The sequence below is a fragment of the Sphingomonas sp. 28-62-20 genome, assembly GCF_002281505.1.
The window spans coordinates 1-21,763 of sequence record NZ_NCGH01000005.1; the positions used below are offsets into that span (position 1 = coordinate 1).

Sequence of the window (21,763 nt, forward strand, 5' to 3'; positions counted from 1 at the left end):
GCGTCCTTCGCGGAGAAGGGGCAGCTCTTGCGGCGGCGGAAAAATGGGCGTGCCATTGTCTATATGCTCCTTATTCGCCGTCAAAGTCACGACGGGGGCGGTCGCTGCGATCGCCACGGTCGCCGCGATCACCACGATCCGGACGGTCGCCGCGCTCACCGCCACGGCGGCTGTCACGGTCACGATCGCCCTTGCGCATCATTGCCGACGGGCCGGCTTCCAACGCTTCGACCTTCACGGTCATGTAGCGGATGATGTCTTCGTTAATCTGCGTCTGGCGCTCGAGTTCGGCGACGACACCGGCGGGGGCGTCGATTTCGAGCATCACATAATGCGCCTTGCGGTTCTTCGCGATGCGATAGGCGATCGAACGGAGACCCCAGGATTCGGTCTTGGTGACCTTGCCCTTATTGTCTTCGATGATCTTGGTGGCGGTTTCCGCCAGCGCGTCCACCTGCGCTTGTGCCAGATCCTGGCGCGCAAGGAACACGTGCTCATAAAGAGCCATGTCTTGTCCTTCATCTTGGCCGATTGCTGACCGCACCGCACCATGCGGGGGCCCCAGCATCACCGCGTCATCGCCGCCCTTTAGGTAGCGATAGCCGCGCGGTCAGACGCCATAGGCCTCACGCGGAATCGGCAGCGCCTTTGGCATCACAAAGGATGATAGGGGCTTATCATCGTCATAGGGCTCTGGATCGGGAAGCTGCGGGGACAGATTAATGGCGCGGCATTTGCCCTGAACATCCCAAAATTCGACACAAACCACCGATTCGCGATCGACCTGCGCGCGCGCCCATCCGCGACCGCCGCTGGACAATTCGAATTCTGCTTCGATTTGATATCGCCCGCCGCGCTCCTTGCTGCGCCGAACGATCCGCAATGTCTCTACCCGCAACCGGTCATAGCGCCAGCTATAGGCATCAAGCTCAATGGCCGCGATAAACCGCTCATCAACTGGCGCATTGCTGCCAATCACCGCGCGCAGAAATTCGCTGCGACGCTGGGCGGCCAAAGCCTCACGCCGACGACGATCCCGCTCGGCATAATCATTGACCTTGGTGCCGACGACTTCGAAATTCAGCGACATTTGCGTGGCTGCGCCAGGTACGCTTTTGACGGTGCCGACAAAGCCATCGCGATCACAATGGCCGGCCCAGACCGATCCGTCGGTCAAATCGAACAAGCGACATTGCGCGCCCTGGCGGCGACCGATCAGGCCGCTGTCGTGCAATCCGCCTGATCCGCGAAAGCTGCCGCGCACTACCAGGCCGTCAAATTCCAGATCGACCTGAAGGCTGCCCCCGATTCGTTTGGGGCAGCGCTGATCGGGGCGGGTGCAATCGCTCTTGGTCTTGCGCGATTCGCCGGTGCGTTCGACGATGACTTCACCGCTGTGATTGCCGAAATAGCTGACCTTGCCGTGAAAATTATCGGGCAGGATTTCCGGGCCCGGTGCGGATTTATAGGGCTGCTGCTGCGCAACCGCCGTGCCCGGCTGGAGCGATAAGGCGAAAAGCAGTAATGTCGCACGCAAGCCCATCCGGAACATGGCCGATTTCCTCTCGTTGCGACGCGAGCATAACAGCACGGATTTCGAATGGCGAGCAAATGACTGCATGACGTCAGCAGTTTTGCCTTGGTTGCCGGTATCGTTCGGAAATTAAGCAAGGATCCACCCTTTTTCGCTACGCCTGACAGGATGGATCAGGGGAAATCATGGCGGCGGCAGGACCATGCCGGGGCGATCGTGCTGCTGGCGCTGGCGATGGTGGCGGCGCTGACGATCGGCTGGACCGGGTTTATCGCGTCGGATGATTCGCTGTATTTTGTCGGCGCCGAACAGTGGCTGACCGATCCTCCCTTTGCCGGCGATAACCACTGGGCGACACGGTTTCCGCTGCTGTGGAGCTTTGCCGGGATGCTGATGCTGTTCGGGCGGAATTTTACAGCCTTCGCAGCGACGGCGTTGCTCTGGTATGCCGCATTGATCGCGATGGTTGGCTTGTTCGCTGCCCGGATTGGAGGGGCGCGCACCGGCTGGATCGCGGCACTGCTCGCAGCGACCTTGCCGGTCGTGGTCAGCAACGCGACGACCGTGGGGGTCGACCTGCTCGAAACGATGCTATTGCTGGGGGGAGCGTGGCTGCTCGGCGAAGGCGGCGTGGGGCGGGCGGCGATGCTGCGCGGATTGGCCGCTGGTGTCCTATTCGGCACCGCGATCCTTTGTCGTGAAACATCGTTGCTGTCGCTGGTGGCGATGGGGCCGCTGTTCCTGATCGGCAGACCCGTTTCGCGCGGGAGTTTGATCGCCGCTGGCCTGGGGTTAGTGCTGATATTGGGAGGCGAGGCGCTGTTCCAATGGCTGCTCACCGGCGACCCCCTGCGCCGTTACGACATCGCCTTTCATCATGATTCTCACATTGATCGTGCCGCCAATCATGAGGGCAATTTCCTGCTGCACCCCGCGATTGATCCGGTGCTGGTGTTGTTCATCAATGATGACTTCGGCCTACTGTTCTGGGTTGCGAGCCTGGCGGTCCTGATCAACCGACAAAATCTGCTGCCGGCTGGACGCGCCGGGCCGATGATCGTGCTGGCGGCGATGGCGGCGGCGGATTTTCTGCTGGTTGCGGTGTTGACCGAAAAACTGGTGCTCAATCCCCGCTATTTCATGCTGCCTGCCATTTTGGCGATCATCCTCGTCGCACTGTGGATGGGGCGGTCAGGCGGGTGGTGGCGATGGCCGCTGCTCGGGGGCATGATCGCGATCAACCTGCTGATGCTGAGCGTGGGCAATGCCCATCCGCGCTGGGAAATGGAGGCGCTGCTCGCCGCCAGCAAAGCCCATCCGGCAGAAATGATCAGCGGCGACCCCGTCATGGTGCGCCGGGCAGCGCTGCCGATGCGCTTTGCGGGCCGGGCAAATCTTCGCCCGGTGCCGGCATTGCCGGGCGGGCTGGTCCTGGCACCGCAATCGATCGCGCCAGCTGGAGTTGTGCTGGCGCGGTATCCTTCCCCGCCAACGCCGCTTGGCGGGCTGATTGATTCAGTGGGCGGCCGCGCATTTGTCCCGTCGCCGTTGCAGCGGCGGATGTTCGCGCCAAATCAAACGATGCTGCTGGTGCGCACGCCGCGCTGACGCTGCAATGCTTGCCAGTCTGGCGCCACGCTCCTAACGGGGCCGCTTCGAGCGGCAATCAGGAGCTAGGACCATCCGCGCTTTTCTCTTTCCCGGGCAAGGTAGCCAGGCAGTCGGCATGGGCCGGGCGCTGGCCGATGCCAGCCCAATCGCCCGCGAAGTCTTTCAGGAGGTCGATGAGTCGATCGGCCAGAACCTGTTCAAGCTGATGACCGAAGGGCCCGAAGACGAGCTCACGCTGACGGAGAACGCGCAGCCGGCGATCATGGCGAATGCGATTGCGACGTTGCGGGTGCTGGAGCGCGAAGGCGGCATCCGCATTTCCGAAAAAGCACAGTTCGTGGCCGGGCATTCGCTGGGCGAATATACCGCTTTGTGCGCGGCGGACGCGATGAGTTTGTCGCTGACGGCGCGGTTGCTCAAGATTCGCGGTCGGGCCATGCAGAATGCAGTGCCGGTCGGTCTTGGCGGGATGGCGGCGCTGCTGGGGGCGACGCTGGAACAAGCTCAGGCGATCGCCGATGCAGCGGCGCAGGGTGAAGTGTGCGCCGTCGCCAATGATAACGCCGCCGGCCAGGTCGTTCTGTCCGGCCATATCGGCGCGATCGAGCGGGCAGTGGCCATGGCCAAGGATATGGGGGCCAAGCGCGGCATGATGCTGAGCGTATCCGCGCCTTTTCATTGCAGTCTGATGCAACCCGCCGCTGATCTGATGCTGCATGCGCTGAAGGCGGCGCGGATCGACACGCCCTTGGTTGCGGTGTTCGCCAATGTGTTGGCCGCCCCGATCACGGTACCTGACGAGATCCGTGCGCGGCTGGTCGATCAGGTAACCGGCGTGGTGCGCTGGCGGGAAACGATGCTGGCGATGCATGCGGCGGGGGTCGATAGTTTTGTCGAATTTGGCGGAAAAGTGCTGGCGCCGATGGTGAAGCGCACTGTTGAAGACGCCGAGGCAATTGGGGTGGTGACGATGGCCGATATCGAGGCGCTGGCGAAGACGATTTAGGCAGAATTGAAATTTGTTTGTTCGCGCAGAGACGCGGAGACGCAGAGAGGTGGCTTTGAAGGATATCGATCTCATCACCGGAGACGTCATCGATGTTTCAATGCGGATTCATCGCGAATTAGGGCCGGGTTTGCTCGAAAGCGTTTATGAAATCGTGCTTGCTGCAAAGCTTGAGGCAATGGGCTATGATGTCTTACGGCAGGTGCCGACCGATATCGAATTTGAGGGTTTGCAATTTCCCGCAGCGTTCCGGATCGATTTGCTGATCGACCAACGACTAATCGTCGAAATCAAATCTGTCGAACGCATAAATGCTGCGCATGCCAAGCAATTGCTTACATATCTCAGGCTAACGAAACAGCCCGTTGGGTTGTTGGTAAACTTTGGCGGGGCGACCCTAAAAGAAGGGGTGCGGCGACTTGTCAACAATCACTATCCCTCTGCGTCTCCGCGTCTCTGCGCGAACTAAATTTTCACTTCGGAGAGTAAAATGTTCGACCTAACTGGTATGACGGCGTTGGTGACTGGTGCTTCGGGGGGGATTGGTTCGGCGATCGCGCAGGCATTGGCGGGGCAGGGCGCTCGGCTGGCTGTGTCGGGATCGAATGTCGACAAGCTGGAGGCATTTCGGGCAAGTTTGTGCGGTGATCATGTTGCCGTGCCGTGCGACCTGTCAGATGGCAGCGCGGTCGACGCGCTGGTCGGTCAAGCGGTTGAGGCGCTTGGCGGCAAGCTGGATATTCTCGTCAATAATGCCGGGCTGACGCGCGACAATCTGGTGATGCGGATGAAGGATGACGAATGGGATCAGGTGATCCGCGTCAATCTGGAAGCGGCCTTTCGGCTCGCGCGCGCCGCGGCACGACCGATGATGAAGGCGCGGTTTGGCCGGATCATCTCGATAACGTCGGTTGTGGGGGCGACGGGTAACCCCGGTCAGGCCAATTATGCGGCCTCCAAAGGCGGGCTGACGGCGATGTCCAAGGCGCTTGCCCAGGAGCTGGCTAGCCGCGGAATCACCGTCAATTGCGTTGCGCCCGGCTTTATCCGGACCGCGATGACGGATGGGCTGCCCGATGCCCAGAAAGAAGCGCTCAATGCCCGCATCCCGGCGGGGCATATGGGCGAAGGCCCTGATATTGGTGCCGCCGTCGTCTATCTGTCGAGCCGCGAGGCAGGCTATGTCACTGGCCAGACGCTGCATGTGAATGGCGGCATGGCGATGCTGTAATGCGCCATTATCGGGGGGCTAATATCATATCGCTGCGGTGCGGTGACGGCTCCCCCCTTGCAAGGTCCGGCAACGCGTTCTACGTGCGATCAGGATTACAAACACCCAACGCTACAAGAGGGAAGATAGCATGAGCGAGACTGCCGATCGCGTGAAGAAGATCGTCGTCGAGCATCTCGGCGTCGAGACCGAAAAGGTCACCGAAGATGCAAGTTTCATCGATGATCTGGGCGCCGACAGCCTTGATATCGTCGAGCTGGTGATGGCGTTTGAGGAAGAATTCGGGGTCGAGATCCCTGACGATGCGGCTGAGAAGATCGGCACCGTCAAGGATGCGATCACCTATATTGACGAGCATAAGGGCTGAGCATTCAGGGCAGCATCGCGCGAGCGATACGCCCGGACAGCCCCCTGGCCCTGTGGGGCCGAAACGACTGAGCGGCTCCTCGTCCCAGGGTTTTCCGGGGTTGGGGGGCCGCTTTGGTATTTGAAGCAAGAACGGAGATTGCCATGCGCCGTGTTGTCGTCACCGGGCTTGGACTTGTCACCCCGCTAGGGGCGGATGTCGAAACAGCCTGGGCCAACATTCTGGCCGCAAAGTCTGGCGCGGGAATGATCACGCGCTTTGACGCGACCGATTATGTCTGCCGCTATGCCTGTGAGGTGAAGCCGGCCGACCATGCGTATGGCTTTGATCCCGGCAAGCGCGTTGACCACAAGGTGCAGCGCCAGGTCGATCCGTTCATTATTTTTGGCATCGACGCCGCTGGCCAGGCGCTGGAAGATGCCGGTCTGACCGATATGACCGAAGAACAACGGCTGCGCGCCGGTTGCTCGATCGGTTCGGGAATCGGCGGTTTGCCGGGCATCGCCAGCGAATCGATCGTGCTTCATGAAAAGGGGCCGCGCCGCGTTTCCCCGCATTTCGTGCATGGTCGGCTGATCAATCTGATCTCGGGCCAGGTGCAAATAAAATACGGCCTGATGGGGCCCAACCACGCGGTGGTCACCGCCTGTTCGACGGGCGCGCATTCGATTGGCGATGCCGCGCGGATGATCATGCTTGACGATGCCGATGTGATGCTCGCCGGCGGGGCCGAAGGCGCGATCTGCCCGATTGGTATCGCTGGCTTTTCGCAGGCCCGCGCGCTGTCGACCGGGTTTAACGACGCACCGGAACGGGGCAGCCGCCCCTATGACAAGGGCCGCGACGGCTTTGTGATGGGCGAAGGCGCTGGTATCGTTTGCCTTGAGGAATATGAACACGCCAAAGCGCGCGGCGCGAAGATCTATGCCGAGATCGTCGGTTACGGCATGTCGGGCGATGCCTATCACGTCACCGCACCGCATCCGGAGGGCGCAGGGGCGTTCCGGTCGATGCAGATGGCGATGAAGCGCTCAGGCCTGTCGCTTGGCGATATCGACTATATCAATGCGCATGGCACCTCGACCCCGCTGGGCGATGAGCTGGAACTGGGCGCGGTTCGCCGCCTGTTCGGCAATGCGATCGGCACCTTGTCGATGAGTTCGACCAAATCCGCGATCGGGCATTTGCTCGGTGGCGCGGGCGCTGTGGAGAGCATTTTCTGCATTCTGGCGATGCGCGACCAGATAGTGCCGCCGACGCTGAACCTGGATGACCCAAGCGATGGCTGCGAAGGCGTCGATCTGGTGCCGCATGTCGCCAAGGAGCGGCAGGTAAAAGCAGTGCTCAACAACAGCTTTGGTTTTGGTGGTACCAATGCCAGCCTGGTGATGAAGGCAATCTGATCCGGTCGATCGGCTGAAACGAAAAAAGGGCTAGCATGCGCAAACTCGGCTGTTTCGGCCTGATCGTGGTCCTTGTTGCAATCGGTGCGCTGTTCCTGCTGGTGCAGGATTGGGGTGGCCCGGGACCGACGCCCAGAAACGCGACGTTCCAGGTGGCTGAAGGCGCAACGCTGTCTGGCACCGCTGATCGGCTGGAAGCGGCGGGCATGATTCCCTCGGCCGCCCGGTTCAAGCTGTTTGCCAAAGTGTTTGGGTCGGGCGCGCCGATCAAGGCGGGTGAATATCGCGTGCCCGCACATCTCAGCCAGGCTGATATTCTGAAGCTGCTGCAAGGCGGGAAGACGCTCCAACGCTTTGTGACGATTCCAGAAGGCTTGCCCTCAGTGGTAGTCCAGGAGCGGCTGATGGCGGCAAGCGGCCTGGTGGGTGACGTCGCCGTGCCGATCGAGGGAACCGTGCTGCCCGACAGTTACAGCTTCCAACGCGGTGATACCCGCCAGGGCGTGCTTGATCGGATGCAGCGCGCGATGCTGAAATATCTCGCCAGAGCCTGGGACAATCGCAAGCCCGGCATCGCGGTGACGACGCCGCGTGAGGCGTTGATCCTTGCTTCCATCGTCGAGAAGGAAACCGGCAAGGCATCTGAACGTCGCACGGTCGCGGCGGTGTATTCGAACCGGCTGAAGCGCGGGATGATGCTGCAGGCCGATCCGACGATCATTTATCCGATCACCAAGGGCAAGCCGCTGGGGCGGCGGATCCTGCGTTCAGAGGTGCAGGCGGTGAACGCTTATAATACCTATGCGATGACGGGCCTTCCCGCCGGGCCGATCTGCAACCCGGGGCGCGCCAGCATCGACGCGGTGCTCGACCCGGCGCCATCGACTGCGCTATATTTTGTGGCAGACGGCACGGGCGGGCATGTGTTTGCGGACACGCTCGACCAGCACAACGCCAATGTGCAGAAATGGTATGCTATTCGCCGGGCACGCGGCGAACGATAGGGCGGATCGCTGCTTGGCCAAGGCGAGAGCGCTCACTGAGGAGGCGATGATGACTATTTGGCAAGTTGTTGTTGTTGTTGTCGGCCTATTCCTGCACCCCTCGGTTGCCCTCGCGCAGTCAGCTCAGCTGGCGACCGCTTCAGCAGCTCCAACCAAGCCGCACCTCCAAGGATTAACTGAAGAGGAGGCGGCTACCCTAGTTAGAAGATTGGAAGACGCGCAACGTCGGATGACGGCCAATGCGTTTGTGCCATTCGACCTGTTGGCGGGATCAATGGCGTCAAACGCCGCGACAAAGATATCGCCCCGAAAGGCATTTCTGGACCTGCCGTTCCAGAAAGTCTGGAGTTTCACGCGTGTCCCAACCGACAATCGTCTCTGGCAGCCAATTCGCCTGACTTACTTCCCCGAAGGGCTTGGCAAGTGGTATTGGGAGATAGAGGTGGTGCTGGAAAACGATCGCAACATCCAGCGTGTGACGCTGCTGTATAAGTTTCCCGCTCCATTTTAGGGCGTGCGTCGCCATCCGCCGCCCGTACCTCACGCAACGCCGTCGCCGCCCGCGCTATCGCTTTTACCTCGATCATTTGCGTGCCTTTGGGTATTACCCAGGCGCAGCTGGCGCAACGAACCGGATCGAATGATGGCAGGTGGGGTGCGCTTGCATCTGCGATTCCCGACGGCGAGGAACATTCCGCCTGGGTCAGTAATTCAGCTTTCGTACAGGCCGGTTTCATGAAAAAGTGACGTCATGACGCCAGCTCGGCGATTCGGAAGGTCTCCCGATGAAAAAGCTCATGCTGTTGCTAATGCTGATCGGCCTAAATAGCTGTGATTGGTATAGAAACGCGGATTATTCCCGTGACGCTAACCAGCGCAGCTATGAACGGCGTGCCTATGAAGACCGGCTGGCGCGCCAGCGGGAAGACCGGGAGCGCGCGCGGATTGCCGAATTGAAGCGGCAATCGCGGTTTCGCTATGACGAGAATGTCCCGCCGCCTGACGCCTGGCTATCGCTGGATTTTGCCTGCTCGGGATCGCTGCGGCGCGCGCAATGGCTGGTCTGCGAACATGATCAACTCGGACTGCTGCACCGTCGGCTCGCGCTGCAATGGGAAGCGGCGAACCGTAGCGCCTCGCCAGAGCGGCTGAGCGTTCTTGCTGCCCAGCAAAATGCCTTTGTGAGCGAACGCAATGCCTGTGAGGATGCGGGCTGCGTCGCCGCTGCCTATAATCGTTACCTCGATGGCTATCAGAAGCCAGCCACGCCGTGGCAACGTTCCGATCGTCCGTGGCACCCGCATGCCAAGCAATGGCACCGTCCCGTGAAGGTTATCGTGAAGAAGCATGATCGCCGCGATCATCCTGGTCATGATCGCTACGCGCCTGACATTCCGCACTCACGCAGTTGCGTCAGTGAGATCGGCTTTGCCTCTGCCCAGCGGCTTGGGCATCGGTGCGATGCGGTAACGCCCGGGCTCAGCTCACAATGTAGCGTGCACAACAACTGTGCCAGCATCCGCGCGCAAACGGATCGCGGTTGCGGGCTCAGCAACGACAAACCCGAATTCTGCCGCCATTATTGAGGCCCCAGGGTCGGGCGATGATTTCTGGCTAACAGGCTGGGGCCGGCCGTCGATGTCCTGACCAATCGTCGGCTATTGGTGCCTGAGATCAGCACCGGTCGAAGAGTGACGGCCAGCGGGCTGCCCGATTATCCGCGCAGCCCGCTGGCAGCGTTTGCAAGCGTTGTCACAGCGGCCATGTCCGCCCCTTTGGGGGTAACCCAGCTGCCGCCGACGCACAGCACCGGCTCGAACGCCAGCCATTCTGGGGCAGTGGATTCGCTAATTCCCCCGGTCGGGCAGAATTTGCACTGGTAGAACGGCCCGGCGAGGGCCTTTAGCGCCTTCAGGCCGCCATTCGCTTCAGCGGGGAAGAATTTGAAATGGGTGAGGCCAAGGTCGAGGCCCACCATGATATCGCCAGCATTGGCGACACCGGGCAGAAAGGGGACGCCGCTGTCGATGATGGGACGAGCGAGCCGCTCGGTCAGGCCGGGGGAGACGATGAACTCGGCGCCTGCCGCCATTGCGCTAGCGAATTGATCGGCATTCACCACCGTGCCGGCCCCGACGATCGCGCCGGGCACCTGCTTCATTTCACGGATCGCCTCCAGCGCGGCGGGGGTGCGCAATGTTACCTCCAGCACGCGCAGGCCACCTGCCACCAAGGCTGCCGCTAGCGGGCGGGCGGTGGCGGCATCGTCAATCACCAGCACCGGGATGACGGCGCTGGTGCGCATGATTTGGTCGATCGTCGCACTTTGGCTCATTGGGTCGGTCATTGGGCATGCCTTTGCGCAAAGGCCGCCGCCGCGCCGAACAGGCCCGGTTGCGGGTGAGTGATGAGCTTGACGGGGATGGACCGCATCAAGTTCTGGAAGCGCCCTTTGGCGGTGAAGCGCTGTTCGAAGCCCGATTTGACGAGCTTATCCTTAAGGCGAAGGCCCAGCCCACCGGCAATCACAACGCCGTGCGGGCCATGCGCCAGCGCCAGATCGCCCGCCACCGCGCCCAGCGCCAGGCAGAAGCGGTCGAGCGCCGCCAGCGCCAGACTGTCGCTGCCATCGAGCGCCATCGTCCAGATCGTCTTGTCATCAAGCCGCTGCACCGCGCGCCCTTCAATCTCAGCGAGCGTCTCATAGATGGCCACGATGCCAGGCCCCGAACATATCCGCTCCACCGACACACGAGTGAAGGTCTTGCGCAACCGCTTCAGGATGGAGTCCTCCAGCCCGTCAAGCGGGGCGAAGTCCATATGCCCGCCCTCTGTCTCAATGACATGATAGCCGCCGGGCACTTGCAACACTTGCGCGACGCCCAGCCCGGTGCCGGGACCGCAGACGGTGATCGATCCATGATCGGGCAAGGGCGCGTCGGGGCCACAGAGGTGGAGAAAATCCTCGGGCCCGACCTGCGCGACGGCGTGGCCAATCGCGCCGAAATCGTTGATCAAAATGAAGTCATCGACGTCGAGCCGTTCCTTCACCAGCGCTGGCCGGATGATCCACGGATTGTTGGTGAGCTTGATGATATCGCCACCGATCGGCGAGGCGACGGCGATCGCGGCAGCGCGGGGCAGGGGCGCGCCGTGCTGTGCGCCAAAGGCCTGCCAGGCGGTTTGCAGGCTGGCATGCTCGGCGGTCTTTTGCGTCACGGGTTCGCCAAGCGAGACCACACGGCCACCCGCCACTTCGGCAATGGCGAAGCGGGCATGCGTGCCGCCAATATCGACCGAGACAACCTGGGTCATGCGCCCATCGCCGCCAGCATCGCACTCGCGCCCTTTTCCGCTTCATTCGCGCCATGGCGAAACATCGCGAACAGCTCACGGCCCGTTCCACTGGCCCAGGCAGGGGCGGCAACATGGTCGCGCGATGCCCATTCGGCGGGGTCGACCAATGCGTCGAGCTGGCCGGTTTCGGCGCAGACCCGGATGATGTCGCCGTCGCGGACTTTGGCGAGCGGTCCATCGCCGAGTGCCTCCGGGCTGGCATGGATCGCGCACGGCACTTTGCCGCTGGCGCCCGACATGCGGCCATCGGTGACCAGCGCCACCCTGAACCCGCGATTCTGCAAAACGCCCAGTGGGGGGGTCAGCTTGTGCAGTTCGGGCATGCCATTGGCGCGTGGGCCCTGGAAGCGCACCACCACCACGACGTCCCGGTCGAGTTCGCCTGCCTTGAAGGCCGCCTGCACCGATGCCTGGTCTTCGAACACACGGGCAGGGGCCTCAATCGTCCAGCGGGCGCGCTCGACGGCCGACACTTTGATGCAGGCACGGCCAAGATTGCCGGTGAGAATGCGGAAGCCGCCTTCGGCCGAAAAGGGGTTGTTGGCCGGACGGACGATCGTTTCATCCTTGCTTGGGCCGGGATCGATCCAGGCAAGCCTGTCGTCTTCAATCACCGGTTTCAGGCCATAAGCGGACAGATCATCGCCAGCGACGGTGACGATGTCGCCGTGGAGCAAGCCAGCACCCAGCAATTCGCGGATGACAAAAGGCATCCCGCCAGCATCCTCGAACCCGTTCACGTCGGCCGACCCATTGGGATAGACGCGGGTGATGAGCGGAATGGTGCGCGACAGGCGATCAAAATCCTCCCAATCGATGACGATCCCGGCTGCCGCTGCAATGGCGGGCAAATGGATCAAATGGTTGGTTGACCCGCCGGTCGCCAGCAAGCCGATCGCCGCGTTGACGATCGCCTTTTCATCAACGCATTCGCCCAGTGGCCGGTAATCGGCGCCCGCCCAGCCAATCTCCGCAAGGCGGTGGACGGCGGCGCGGGTCAATTCCTGACGCAATTTGGTGCCTGGGTTGACGAAGGCGGCGCCGGGCATGTGCAGGCCCATCATCTCCATCATCATCTGGTTGGAGTTGGCCGTCCCGTAAAAGGTGCAGGTGCCCTTGGAATGATAAGCGGCGATTTCCGATTCAAGCAGCTCCTCGCGGCTCGCCTTGCCTTCGGCGTATAGCTCGCGGGTATGCGCCTTTTCCTTGTTCGAAATGCCGCTGCGCATCGGCCCGCCGGGGATGAAGATCATCGGCAGATGCCCGAACCGAAGCGCGCCCATCAACAGGCCGGGGACGATCTTGTCGCAAATGCCGAGTAAGGCGGCGCCTTCAAACATGCCATGGCTAAGCGCAATCGCGGTCGACAGCGCGATCGTGTCGCGGCTGAACAGCGACAGCTCCATGCCCGGAAAACCCTGCGTCACGCCGTCGCACATGGCCGGCACGCCGCCCGCGACCTGCGCTGTCGCGCCCGCCTCGCGCGCCCAGATCTTCATCTGTTCGGGGTAACGATAATAGGTCGCATGCGCTGAGAGCATGTCGTTATACGCGGTGACAATGCCAATGTTCATGGCGCGCCCCGCCTTCAGCGTCTCGCGATCCTCCTCGGTCCCGGCAAAGCCATGCGCCAAGTTCGCGCACCCCAGGATCGGCCGGTCGACACCGCCTTCGCGTTCGGCCCGGATCAGCGCGAGATAGGCCTCACGCGTCGGGCGCGATCGCTCGATAATCCGGTCGGTAACGGCAGCGATCTCAGGATGCAGGGCCATTTTATGCGCTCCAGTGAATATCCACGGGCAATTCGACATCGGCCAGAATGCGACCAATCGGATAGGGCGACATCGGCCCGTCCTTGATCGCGCGCTCAATGATATCGCGCTTCGCTTGCCCGGTCACCGCGATCATCAACGCGCGCGACGCAATAATCGCCTCGCGGGTCAGGGTGACGCGCGCAACTGGCGCTTCGGCGGGCAGATCGCCTGGCATCACACCAACGGCACGGCGCTCCTTGGGACCATTCACCGCTTCATCGAAATCAGGACCTGGGAAGATCGACGCGGTATGCCCGTCGGCGCCTACGCCGAGCACGCATAGATCGAGCGGCCAATGGACATCCTGCAAGCGCGCATCTGCCGCGCGACCAGCGGCCTTGTAGTCAGCCGCAGCCTCACTGGTAATCGGCAAGACGCGGACCCCTTTGGGCAGGAATACCTTGGCGATGGCGGTGATGTTCGACAGCGCGTCGCCCATTGGCACCAGCCGATCGTCGGTCGGCAGGATCGTTACGCGCTTCCAGTCGAGCTTGGCCTTGGCAAGCTTTTCATAAATGGCCAGCGGGGTCTTGCCACCGGGCAGCGCGATGACGGCCGCACCGCGCGCATCGATGGCGCTTTCGATGATGAACGCCGCATCGCCCGACACTGCATCGGCCATTTCATCGGCGTCTTCATAGTCCCACCATTCAATCTCGGTCATAGTCGCTCCGTTGGTTTTGAAAGCGTCGGGCCGAGTCCCCCCGGCATGTCGTGCCATCAACGCTCGGCTTGTGGCACAATACCCCGGATCAAGTCCCGGCAGACGATGAATTTTTATGCGCGTGCGTCAATCATCATGCCAGCTCGCGCCATCACGCTCGGTCAAGGCAACCGCGGCGGACGGGCCCCAGCTGCCAGCGGCATAGGATTTTGGCTTCACATCATTGGCGACCCAGCCGGCACGGATGCCATCAATCCATTGCCACTGCGCTTCCACCTCATCGCGGCGAACGAAAAGGGTCGGATCCCCCTCGATCAGATCGAGCAACAGCCGTTCATAGGCGATCCGGCGCCGCGATCCGGCGAATTGCGTGTCCAGGCTAAGGTCGAGTGGCACTTCGCGCAGCCGGACGCCTTCGCGGTCGAGCCCCGGTTCCTTAGCCATCACCAACAGGCGGACATATTCGTCTGGTTGCAGCCGGATGACCAAGGTGTTCGGTTGAAGCTTGCCGCCGCGCGCCGCGAACATCGAATGCGGGACGGGTTTGAACTGGATAGCAATTTCTGATTGGCGCGCTGGCAGTCGTTTGCCGGTGCGCAGGTAAAAGGGCGTGCCCTGCCAGCGCCAGTTATCGACATTGGCCTTGATCGCGACAAATGTCTCGGTCGTTGAGGGGCGCTCCAGTTCATCGGCATAGCCGCGCACGATCTCCCCGTTGACAGCGCCGCCAGTATATTGGCCGGTCACTGTCAGCGCCGGGGCGTCGGCCACGCTGATCGGGCGAAGCGACCGCAGCACTTTCACCTTTTCATCGCGGATCGACGTGCCGTCAAACCGCGCCGGGGGCTCCATCGCAATCAACGCGAGCAATTGGAGCATATGGTTTTGGACCATGTCGCGCATTGCGCCCGAACCGTCATAATAGCCGGCGCGCCCTTCCAGCCCGACCGTTTCGGCGATCGTGATCTGGACATTGTCGATGCCCCGCGCATTCCAGATCGGCTCGAACAGCGTATTGCCGAACCGCAGCGCCAGAATATTCTGCACCGTTTCCTTGCCGAGATAATGGTCGATCCGGAAGGTCTGTTCCTCATTGAACACCTCCGCGACGGCATCATTGATCTCGCAGCTTGAGGCGAGATCATGGCCGAGCGGCTTTTCGAGCCCGATGCGGACATTGGCGCCTGCGAGACCGGCTGATTCAAGTCCCTTGATCGTGGCGCGGAACAGGGAGGGGGCGGTCGACAGGAAAATTGCCAGGCCGCCTGAGATATCGCCGATCTTGGCGGCCAGTTCGGCAAACCCTTCGATCGTTGATGCATCGAGCGCCTGATACCCTATTCGCTCGATAAAGCTGGCGATCACCGCTTCATCCTTGCGATCGGCAGGCAGATAGGTGGCGAGCGCGGTGGCGGCGAAAGCCCGGTAGCTATCGTCGTCATGGTCTGATCGTGCGGTGCCGGTAATCGTCAAGCCATCGGGCAGCAGGCCATCAGCGTGCAACCCAAATAGCGATGGGAGCAGCATTCGCTGGGCAAGATCGCCCGTTGCGCCAAAAAGCAGCAACTTGGCCACGGGCTGGCGAGTCATGTGGCGCTGTCCTTCACAAATTGAGCCCGGTCGTCGGCTCGATTCCCGCCATGATATTCAGGCTTTGGACCGCCGCGCCGGCCGCACCCTTGCCAAGATTGTCAAGCGTGGCGGTGAGGCGTGCCTGACCAAGATCGCTATTGCCACTGATCCTGATCGTGAGGCGATCTGTCTCCGCATCATCCTCGATCCGCACCAGCGCGGCGTCGCCTTCGGCCAGGCGGATGATCGGACTGTCGCGATAGACGTCGCGGAGCATCGCTTCACAGGCGGCGAGGCTGGGGCGGCGGAGAAAAGCGTGGAGGGGCAGGGCAACCTCTACAACCATCCCACGATAGCGATTGGCGACCGCGGGCAGGAAGAGCGGCGGGTGCGCGAGCCGAGCATGTTTTTGCATTTCGGGCACATGTTTGTGGGCAAGCGCCATGGCGTAAGCGCGGAAGGCCGTTGTCTCGCCGCCGCCTTCGAATTCAGCAATCATTGATTTGCCGCCACCCGAATAGCCTGACACCGCGTTCACGCTCAGCACCCAATCTGCGGGGATCAACCCGGCGCGGATCAATGGCCGGACCAGCGCCAGAAAGCCCGTGGGATAACAGCCCGGGTTGCTAACGCGGGCGGCAGTCGCAATGGCATTGGCCTGGCCCGGCTCCAGCTCTGGAAAGCCATAGGTCCAGCCATCGGCCGTCCGAAAAGCCGTTGAGGCGTCGATCACCCGAGTCCGGTCATTGTCGATCAGCGCAACCGCCTCGCGGGCGGCATCGTCGGGCAGGCAGAGAATCACGAAATCGGCATCATTCAGCGCTTGGCGCCGTGCTTCGGTGTCTTTGCGCTGCGTGTCATCCAGGCTGATCAGCGCAAGATCGCGGCGCGCCGCCAAACGGTCGCCAATTTCCAAGCCAGTGGTACCGGCAGCACCGTCGATGAAAACCGAAATGGTCATGGCATCGGCCTTAAGCGTCAGCGACGACAAAATCGATCATGTTTCGATCGACATAGCCGACGAGACCAAGATCGACAGCGATGCCCCAGGCTGAATCGCCAGCAAAGTCGAGCGCTTCGAAAACTGCGCCGGGCATAATTTCGGCCAGCGTTTCGCCATTTTTGTCGGATGTTGCGCGCAGAAAACCGGGCCGTTTCACGGTCATTGCCATGGGCGCGGCATAGTGCGGCGCAAAAACATGGTCTGCGAGTCGGACATCAGCCAGATCGGCGCGGACAGCCGTTGTTCGTGGATCGAGTTTGGTGGTGGGCCCACCCAGCGCGAAGCTCTTATGCGGTGCCCGATTGGGGGGAGAGCCCTGATTCTGCCCCGAGGAAATGCTCGAACTCTTCAAGAAAATTGGCCCCTTCAATCGTGCGCGCAATATAGATGTTACGCTTATCGCTTTCATCGCGTTGCCGGCGCAGATAGCCGAGGCTCCCAAGCCTATTCAAGGCGCGTGTCACTACTGGTTTAGAAACATTCAGGCCGCGCGCCAAGCCGCGTACTGTATGCGGCCCGACTTGAAGATATACGACCATCAAAAGAGCCATCTGGCGATTTGTAAGATCGGGTTCGCCTGATCGGACATAATCAATCAGTGCCGTCATCCAGTGGTGAAGGCCAGCCACTTCCGGCTGCATGGCGCGGGGCGGGATGGTGGTTAGCTGCATGGCGTTGTTACCAATTTCTGAAGAATGGGCATATCGGCTCAACGCGTAATCCTGCGGGTAGTTTCACTTCAGCGACGATTTGCGCGAATGCTAACGATCATGCCGGTTGACCACTCAGTTGATCACCCGGTTGATCACATCGCGGTGCGCGCCTATGTGCCCGGCTTGAGCTTCTTTCTGGAAAATTCAGCCCGCTTATGTTTTTCACCTTTCTCCTCGTCGTTCACGCCCTGGTGGCCGCAGCCCTTGTTGGCGTTATCCTGATGCAGCGATCGGAAGGTGGCGGGCTGGGGATGGGCGGTAGCCCGGCTGGCCTGATGTCGGCGCGCGGTGCCGCCGATTTTCTGACGCGGGCGACATCGATCCTGGCGACGCTGTTTGTATCATTGAGCATTGTGCTCGCCTTTTTGGCGGCCTCGCGGCACGCACAGTCAGTTGATACGACATTGGCGCGGCCCACAAGCGCACCAATTACAGCGCCTGGGGCACCGGCGCCGACCCTGGGTGAGGCTCCTTCTGCTGCCGCCGTAGCCGCCGCATCCGAAGCAGCGGGTTCCGGCAATGCGGCCGCGCCCGCAAGCAACAGCGTTATTCCGCTGGAGCAATAATTCCCGGTTCTTTCGATTTTTTGGGTACCCGGCATGAGTCGGGTGCTTGTCGGCGACGGCATTTCAACGCTAGGCGTTTTCTCCCATGGCGCGGTTCATTTTCATCACCGGCGGCGTGGTCTCCTCGCTTGGCAAGGGTCTCATGGCGGCAAGCCTTGCTGCTTTGCTGCAGGCGCGGGGCTATTCCGTTCGGATTCGCAAGTTCGATCCGTATCTTAACGTCGATCCCGGCACGATGTCGCCCTATCAGCACGGCGAAGTCTATGTGACCGATGACGGTGCCGAGACCGATCTCGATCTTGGCCATTATGAACGGTTCACCGGGGTGCCGAGCCGCCAGTCGGACAATATCACCTCTGGCCGAATCTATCAGACGATCATTCAGCGCGAACGGCGCGGTGATTATCTGGGCGCGACCGTTCAAGTCATTCCGCACGTGACCGACGCCATCAAGGCCTTTGCCCAGGCGCAGACCGATGATGTCGATTTTGTGCTGTGCGAAATCGGCGGGACCGTGGGGGACATCGAGTCGCTGCCGTTTATTGAGGCGATCCGCCAATTGCGGAATGATCTGGGCCGCGGCCAATCGGTCAGCATCCATGTGACGTTGGTGCCGTATATCGCCGCAGCGGGGGAGCTGAAGACCAAGCCGACCCAGCATTCGGTGCGTGAACTCGCCGCGCTGGGCGTCCAGCCCGATGTGCTCGTCTGTCGTTGCGAGCATCCCCTGCCGGAGAGCGATCGCGCGAAGATCGCGCTGTTCTGCAACGTCCGCAAGGAAGCGGTCATCCCCGCGCTCGACGCCGCGAGCATCTATGCGGTGCCGATGCAATATCACGCGGAGGGGCTAGATTCAGAGGTTCTGCGCGCTTTTGATATCGTCCCCGGTAGCGCGCCAGATTTGTCGCGCTGGACCAATATTGTCGACCGGCTAACCAATCCCGAAGGTGAAGTGACGGTTGGGGTGGTTGGCAAATATGTTGGCCTGCAGGATGCGTATAAGTCGCTGAACGAGGCGCTGGTCCATGGCGGCATCGCCAATCGGGTGAAGGTCAACATCGAATGGATCGATGCAGAGCTGTTCGAGCAACCGGATAGCGACGTAGCCGCGCGGCTTGAGCCCCTACATGCGATCCTTGTCCCGGGTGCGTTCGGCGAGCGTGGGGCGGAAGGCAAGATTGCCAGCGTGCGGTTCGCGCGCGAACGTGAAATTCCCTATTTCGGCATCTGCTTCGGCATGCAGATGGCCTGTATCGAAGGCGCGCGCGATCTCGGCGGCGTTGCCGATGCGAGCTCGACTGAATTCGGCCCGACGGCTGAACCCGTTGTCGGCATGATCACCGAATGGATGAGCGCGGACGGCCTGCAGGAGCGGGAGGAGGGCGGCGATCTCGGCGGGACGATGCGGTTGGGGGCCTATCCCGCCAGGCTCGACGGCAACAGCGTTGTCTCGTCAATCTATGGTGCGGCGGAAATCAGCGAACGCCACCGCCACCGCTATGAAGTCAACACGGGCTACCGGGACATGCTTGAAAAGGGCGGGCTGGTGTTTTCGGGGATGTCACCCGATGGCATGCTCCCCGAGATCGTCGAACGCCCCGATCATCCCTGGTTCGTCGGCGTGCAGTTCCACCCTGAGCTGAAGAGCAAGCCATTCGATCCCCACCCGCTGTTCGCGAGCTTCATCGCCGCAGCTGTCCGGCAGAGCCGCCTCGTCTGATGATTGGGGCAGCTGGACTGCCACCAAAACGTCACGAAGAATTGACACTTTCCATTGTTAAGATAACTAGACACTTGTGCGGATTTGTACGGGTCGTTTCGGGGCTGGCCGGGCGATATCGTGGCGTCGATCGCATCTGTGGATGACGGCCTTCGGGTCGCCTTTCGGTCGTGCTGGATGATGGGACACTTTCTGCACAATGACCGTCTGATGTCCCGAGAGAGGGTGGTAAAAAATGGCAGACGATAGTGACATGGTCTATCCGACCGGGCTCACGCCAAAACAGGCCGAAGAAATTCAAGAAGGCCTGATGTGGGGGACCCGGATTTATGCTGGCATCGCGATCGCCGCGCATGTTCTGGCATTTATCTATTCCCCTTGGATGCATTGATCGGGAGGACTGACGATGAAAGAAGGACGTATCTGGCTGTATGTCAGCCCTAATGTCGGTCTACCGCTGTTCTTCATTGCCTTTGTGACGGCATCACTGCTCGTTCATGCGTCGATCATGACGCATACGACATGGGTCGATACATTCTGGCAGGGTGCATCGAAAGTAGAAGCTCCGGCTGCTGCTGCACCAGCTGCTGCTGAACCAGCAGCAGAAATGGCACCGGCCGCCGATGCCATGGCAACGAACGAAGCAGCGAAATAGTCATCGGCGCTGCTCGGGCAGCGTATAAGGCTAAAATGAAAAAGGGGCAGGGATCCAGCATCCCTGCCCCTTTCTCTATGCGGGTGCCCGGCGTCCCGAGTGGAGAAGGGGCAGCATCGTGGCCAGCGTGGCGATGAGCAACATGATCTCCAGGCTATAAACAAGGATGTAACCGGTCGCTGCCGGTTGCCATGGCAGCGCGAGGCCGGCGGGATTGACGACATCGCGCAAGAATCCGCCCAGCGCCGCGCCAACGCCTGCGGCCGTCGCCTGTGCCGCGCCCCAGCTGCCCAGCGCGAGCCCAATCTGATCCTTGGGCGCATAGTTCATTGTCGCAGTCAGCGTGCCATGGCCGAACAGCCCGCCGCCAAAGCCGATCAGCGCGACGCCAGCGACAAACATTGGCACCTGTTGAAGGGGTGCCGATGCGATCACCATCACAAAGGCTGGGATGCCGATCAGCGCGCCGATTGTCGCCATGCGAAACGGATCGAAGCCGCGGCTGAGGATGCGCGAGGCAAGCGCAAAGCCAAGCAGCCCGCCACCAGCAAAGGTTGCCGTCAGCTTGGTCGTATCGCCCACACCCAGCCCAAGCATCTGCCCGCCATACGGTTCAAGCAGGATATCCTCCATGCTGAACGCCAGCGTGCCAAGGGCTACGGCAACCAGCCGCCGTACTGCATGCGCTTCGGCGGCATAAAGCGCCCAGGATTGCTGAAAGGTCCGCTCGACCTCTTCCGGTCGGCTGGTATTGCGCGCCTCTTGCTTCCAAAGGGCCGAGACATTGAGGACGAAGGTGATCACCGCCGTCCCCTGGATCACCTGGATCAGCCGACCGTGCGAGAAATCCGCCAGCGCCGCGCCAAAGAGCAGGGCCGCCAAGATCATGCCGATCAGCAGCATTGAATACATCAGCCCGACAATGTTGGGATGCGCCGATTCAGGGGCTTGATCGGTCGCGAGCGCGAGCCCGACGGTTTGCGTGATATGCACGCCAGCACCGACGAGCAGGAAAGCAATGCCGGCAGCCGCCTGACCGATCCAGGCAGGGGCTGTGCTTGATTGCCCCGCGCCCGCCAGCACCAGCAAGGCAAAGGGCATCATCGCCAGCCCGCCAAATTGCAGCATCGTGCCGCGAAAGATAAAGGGCACGCGCCGCCAGCCCAGTGCAGACTGGTGCCGATCCGATCGAAACCCAATGAGGGCGCGGAACGGCGCGAAGAGCAGTGGCAGCGCCAGCATCACGCCAACCAGCGTGGCCGGCACGCCCAGTTCGACGATCATCACCCGGTTGAGCGTCCCCGCCAGCAACACCAGCGATACCCCGACTGACACCTGGATTAGCGACAACCGCAGCAGTCGGGACAGCGGCAGATCCTCGGTCGCGACATCGGCAAAGGGCAGCACGCGTGTGCCCCAGCCCATCCATACCGACATGATCCCGCGGTTCACGCGCCGCAATGGCCCCGCTGCGACGGATCGTGATGACTTGCCGGAATCGCCCATGATGATCGTTCGCCTCGCCCCGCCGCTGCGCGCGACC

The 21,763-nt window shown here is 61.5% G+C and carries 24 protein-coding genes; 13 read left to right on the forward strand and 11 right to left on the reverse strand.

Annotated elements, in window-relative coordinates:
• Positions 1-70: 70 nt before the first annotated feature.
• Positions 71-508: a 30S ribosomal protein S6 gene (gene rpsF / locus B7Y43_RS04880; protein ID WP_374130502.1), complete on the reverse strand. Its 438-nt coding sequence runs from the start codon at positions 506-508 to the stop codon at positions 71-73.
• 102 nt (positions 509-610) lie between these two features.
• Positions 611-1,552: a hypothetical protein gene (locus tag B7Y43_RS04885; RefSeq protein WP_374130503.1), complete on the reverse strand. Its 942-nt coding sequence runs from the start codon at positions 1,550-1,552 to the stop codon at positions 611-613.
• Between the two features lie 150 nt (positions 1,553-1,702).
• On the opposite strand from B7Y43_RS04885, the gene B7Y43_RS04890 reads away from it, so the two are divergent.
• The 9 genes from B7Y43_RS04890 to B7Y43_RS04930 all read left to right on the forward strand — a co-directional run bounded on the left by B7Y43_RS04890 (position 1,703) and on the right by B7Y43_RS04930 (position 9,742).
• Positions 1,703-3,142: a glycosyltransferase family 39 protein gene (locus tag B7Y43_RS04890; protein ID WP_374130504.1), complete on the forward strand. Its 1,440-nt coding sequence runs from the start codon at positions 1,703-1,705 to the stop codon at positions 3,140-3,142.
• A gap of 73 nt (positions 3,143-3,215) precedes the next feature.
• Entirely contained in the window at positions 3,216-4,151 is a 936-nt protein-coding gene (gene fabD / locus B7Y43_RS04895; protein ID WP_374130631.1) for an ACP S-malonyltransferase, read from the forward strand.
• A 55-nt stretch (positions 4,152-4,206) separates the two neighbouring features.
• A complete protein-coding gene (locus tag B7Y43_RS04900; protein ID WP_374130505.1) occupies positions 4,207-4,620 on the forward strand; it encodes a GxxExxY protein in 414 nt (137 codons plus the stop codon).
• A 21-nt stretch (positions 4,621-4,641) separates the two neighbouring features.
• Positions 4,642-5,382, forward strand: coding sequence for a 3-oxoacyl-[acyl-carrier-protein] reductase (gene fabG, locus B7Y43_RS04905; RefSeq protein ID WP_374130506.1), 741 nt, complete (start codon positions 4,642-4,644; stop codon positions 5,380-5,382).
• Between the two features lie 130 nt (positions 5,383-5,512).
• Entirely contained in the window at positions 5,513-5,749 is a 237-nt protein-coding gene (locus B7Y43_RS04910; RefSeq protein ID WP_374130507.1) for an acyl carrier protein, read from the forward strand.
• A 143-nt stretch (positions 5,750-5,892) separates the two neighbouring features.
• Entirely contained in the window at positions 5,893-7,152 is a 1,260-nt protein-coding gene (fabF, locus tag B7Y43_RS04915; protein WP_374130508.1) for a beta-ketoacyl-ACP synthase II, read from the forward strand.
• Positions 7,153-7,187: 35 nt separating this feature from the next.
• Positions 7,188-8,156, forward strand: coding sequence for an endolytic transglycosylase MltG (gene mltG / locus B7Y43_RS04920; RefSeq protein ID WP_374130509.1), 969 nt, complete (start codon positions 7,188-7,190; stop codon positions 8,154-8,156).
• A gap of 46 nt (positions 8,157-8,202) precedes the next feature.
• Positions 8,203-8,667, forward strand: coding sequence for a hypothetical protein (locus B7Y43_RS04925; protein WP_374130510.1), 465 nt, complete (start codon positions 8,203-8,205; stop codon positions 8,665-8,667).
• Positions 8,668-8,941: 274 nt separating this feature from the next.
• Entirely contained in the window at positions 8,942-9,742 is an 801-nt protein-coding gene (locus B7Y43_RS04930) for a hypothetical protein (protein ID WP_374130511.1), read from the forward strand.
• A gap of 128 nt (positions 9,743-9,870) precedes the next feature.
• On the opposite strand, the gene eda is transcribed toward B7Y43_RS04930, so the two are convergent.
• The 8 genes from eda to B7Y43_RS04970 all read right to left on the reverse strand — a co-directional run bounded on the left by eda (position 9,871) and on the right by B7Y43_RS04970 (position 17,174).
• Positions 9,871-10,503, reverse strand: a complete 633-nt coding sequence (gene eda / locus B7Y43_RS04935) for a bifunctional 4-hydroxy-2-oxoglutarate aldolase/2-dehydro-3-deoxy-phosphogluconate aldolase (RefSeq protein WP_374130512.1) — start codon at positions 10,501-10,503, stop codon at positions 9,871-9,873.
• The gene (glk, locus tag B7Y43_RS04940) at positions 10,500-11,471 is read right to left on the reverse strand and encodes a glucokinase (protein WP_374130513.1); all 972 of its coding nucleotides are present in this window, start codon (positions 11,469-11,471) and stop codon (positions 10,500-10,502) included. Before glk ends, eda begins: the two co-directional genes overlap by 4 nt.
• Positions 11,468-13,285 carry a phosphogluconate dehydratase gene (edd, locus tag B7Y43_RS04945; protein ID WP_374130514.1) on the reverse strand — a complete coding sequence of 606 codons (1,818 nt, stop codon included), beginning with the start codon at positions 13,283-13,285 and terminating at the stop codon, positions 11,468-11,470. Before edd ends, glk begins: the two co-directional genes overlap by 4 nt.
• Position 13,286: 1 nt before the next feature.
• Positions 13,287-13,991: a 6-phosphogluconolactonase gene (gene pgl, locus B7Y43_RS04950; protein WP_374130515.1), complete on the reverse strand. Its 705-nt coding sequence runs from the start codon at positions 13,989-13,991 to the stop codon at positions 13,287-13,289.
• A gap of 126 nt (positions 13,992-14,117) precedes the next feature.
• Positions 14,118-15,581: a glucose-6-phosphate dehydrogenase (NADP(+)) gene (gene zwf, locus B7Y43_RS04955; RefSeq protein ID WP_374130516.1), complete on the reverse strand. Its 1,464-nt coding sequence runs from the start codon at positions 15,579-15,581 to the stop codon at positions 14,118-14,120.
• A gap of 13 nt (positions 15,582-15,594) precedes the next feature.
• Positions 15,595-16,524 (reverse strand): N-acetyl-gamma-glutamyl-phosphate reductase, encoded by a 930-nt coding sequence (gene argC / locus B7Y43_RS04960; protein ID WP_374130517.1) that lies wholly within the window; start codon positions 16,522-16,524, stop codon positions 15,595-15,597.
• A 10-nt stretch (positions 16,525-16,534) separates the two neighbouring features.
• Positions 16,535-16,918 carry an SH3 domain-containing protein gene (locus tag B7Y43_RS04965; protein WP_374130518.1) on the reverse strand — a complete coding sequence of 128 codons (384 nt, stop codon included), beginning with the start codon at positions 16,916-16,918 and terminating at the stop codon, positions 16,535-16,537.
• Positions 16,854-17,174 (reverse strand): MarR family transcriptional regulator, encoded by a 321-nt coding sequence (locus B7Y43_RS04970; protein ID WP_374130632.1) that lies wholly within the window; start codon positions 17,172-17,174, stop codon positions 16,854-16,856. The genes B7Y43_RS04965 and B7Y43_RS04970 overlap by 65 nt, the downstream gene beginning before the upstream one ends.
• A gap of 260 nt (positions 17,175-17,434) precedes the next feature.
• Here B7Y43_RS04970 and secG point away from each other — a divergent pair, with 260 nt between their 5' ends.
• The 4 genes from secG (at position 17,435) to B7Y43_RS04990 (ending at position 20,220) form a co-directional block, all read left to right on the forward strand.
• Positions 17,435-17,845: a preprotein translocase subunit SecG gene (secG, locus tag B7Y43_RS04975; protein ID WP_374130519.1), complete on the forward strand. Its 411-nt coding sequence runs from the start codon at positions 17,435-17,437 to the stop codon at positions 17,843-17,845.
• Between the two features lie 85 nt (positions 17,846-17,930).
• Entirely contained in the window at positions 17,931-19,565 is a 1,635-nt protein-coding gene (locus tag B7Y43_RS04980) for a CTP synthase (RefSeq protein ID WP_374130520.1), read from the forward strand.
• Positions 19,566-19,800: 235 nt separating this feature from the next.
• Entirely contained in the window at positions 19,801-19,956 is a 156-nt protein-coding gene (locus tag B7Y43_RS04985; RefSeq protein WP_374130521.1) for a light-harvesting protein, read from the forward strand.
• Between the two features lie 15 nt (positions 19,957-19,971).
• Entirely contained in the window at positions 19,972-20,220 is a 249-nt protein-coding gene (locus tag B7Y43_RS04990; RefSeq protein WP_374130522.1) for a light-harvesting protein, read from the forward strand.
• Between the two features lie 75 nt (positions 20,221-20,295).
• On the opposite strand, the gene B7Y43_RS04995 is transcribed toward B7Y43_RS04990, so the two are convergent.
• A complete protein-coding gene (locus tag B7Y43_RS04995; RefSeq protein ID WP_374130523.1) occupies positions 20,296-21,726 on the reverse strand; it encodes a PucC family protein in 1,431 nt (476 codons plus the stop codon).
• Positions 21,727-21,763 lie beyond the last annotated feature (37 nt).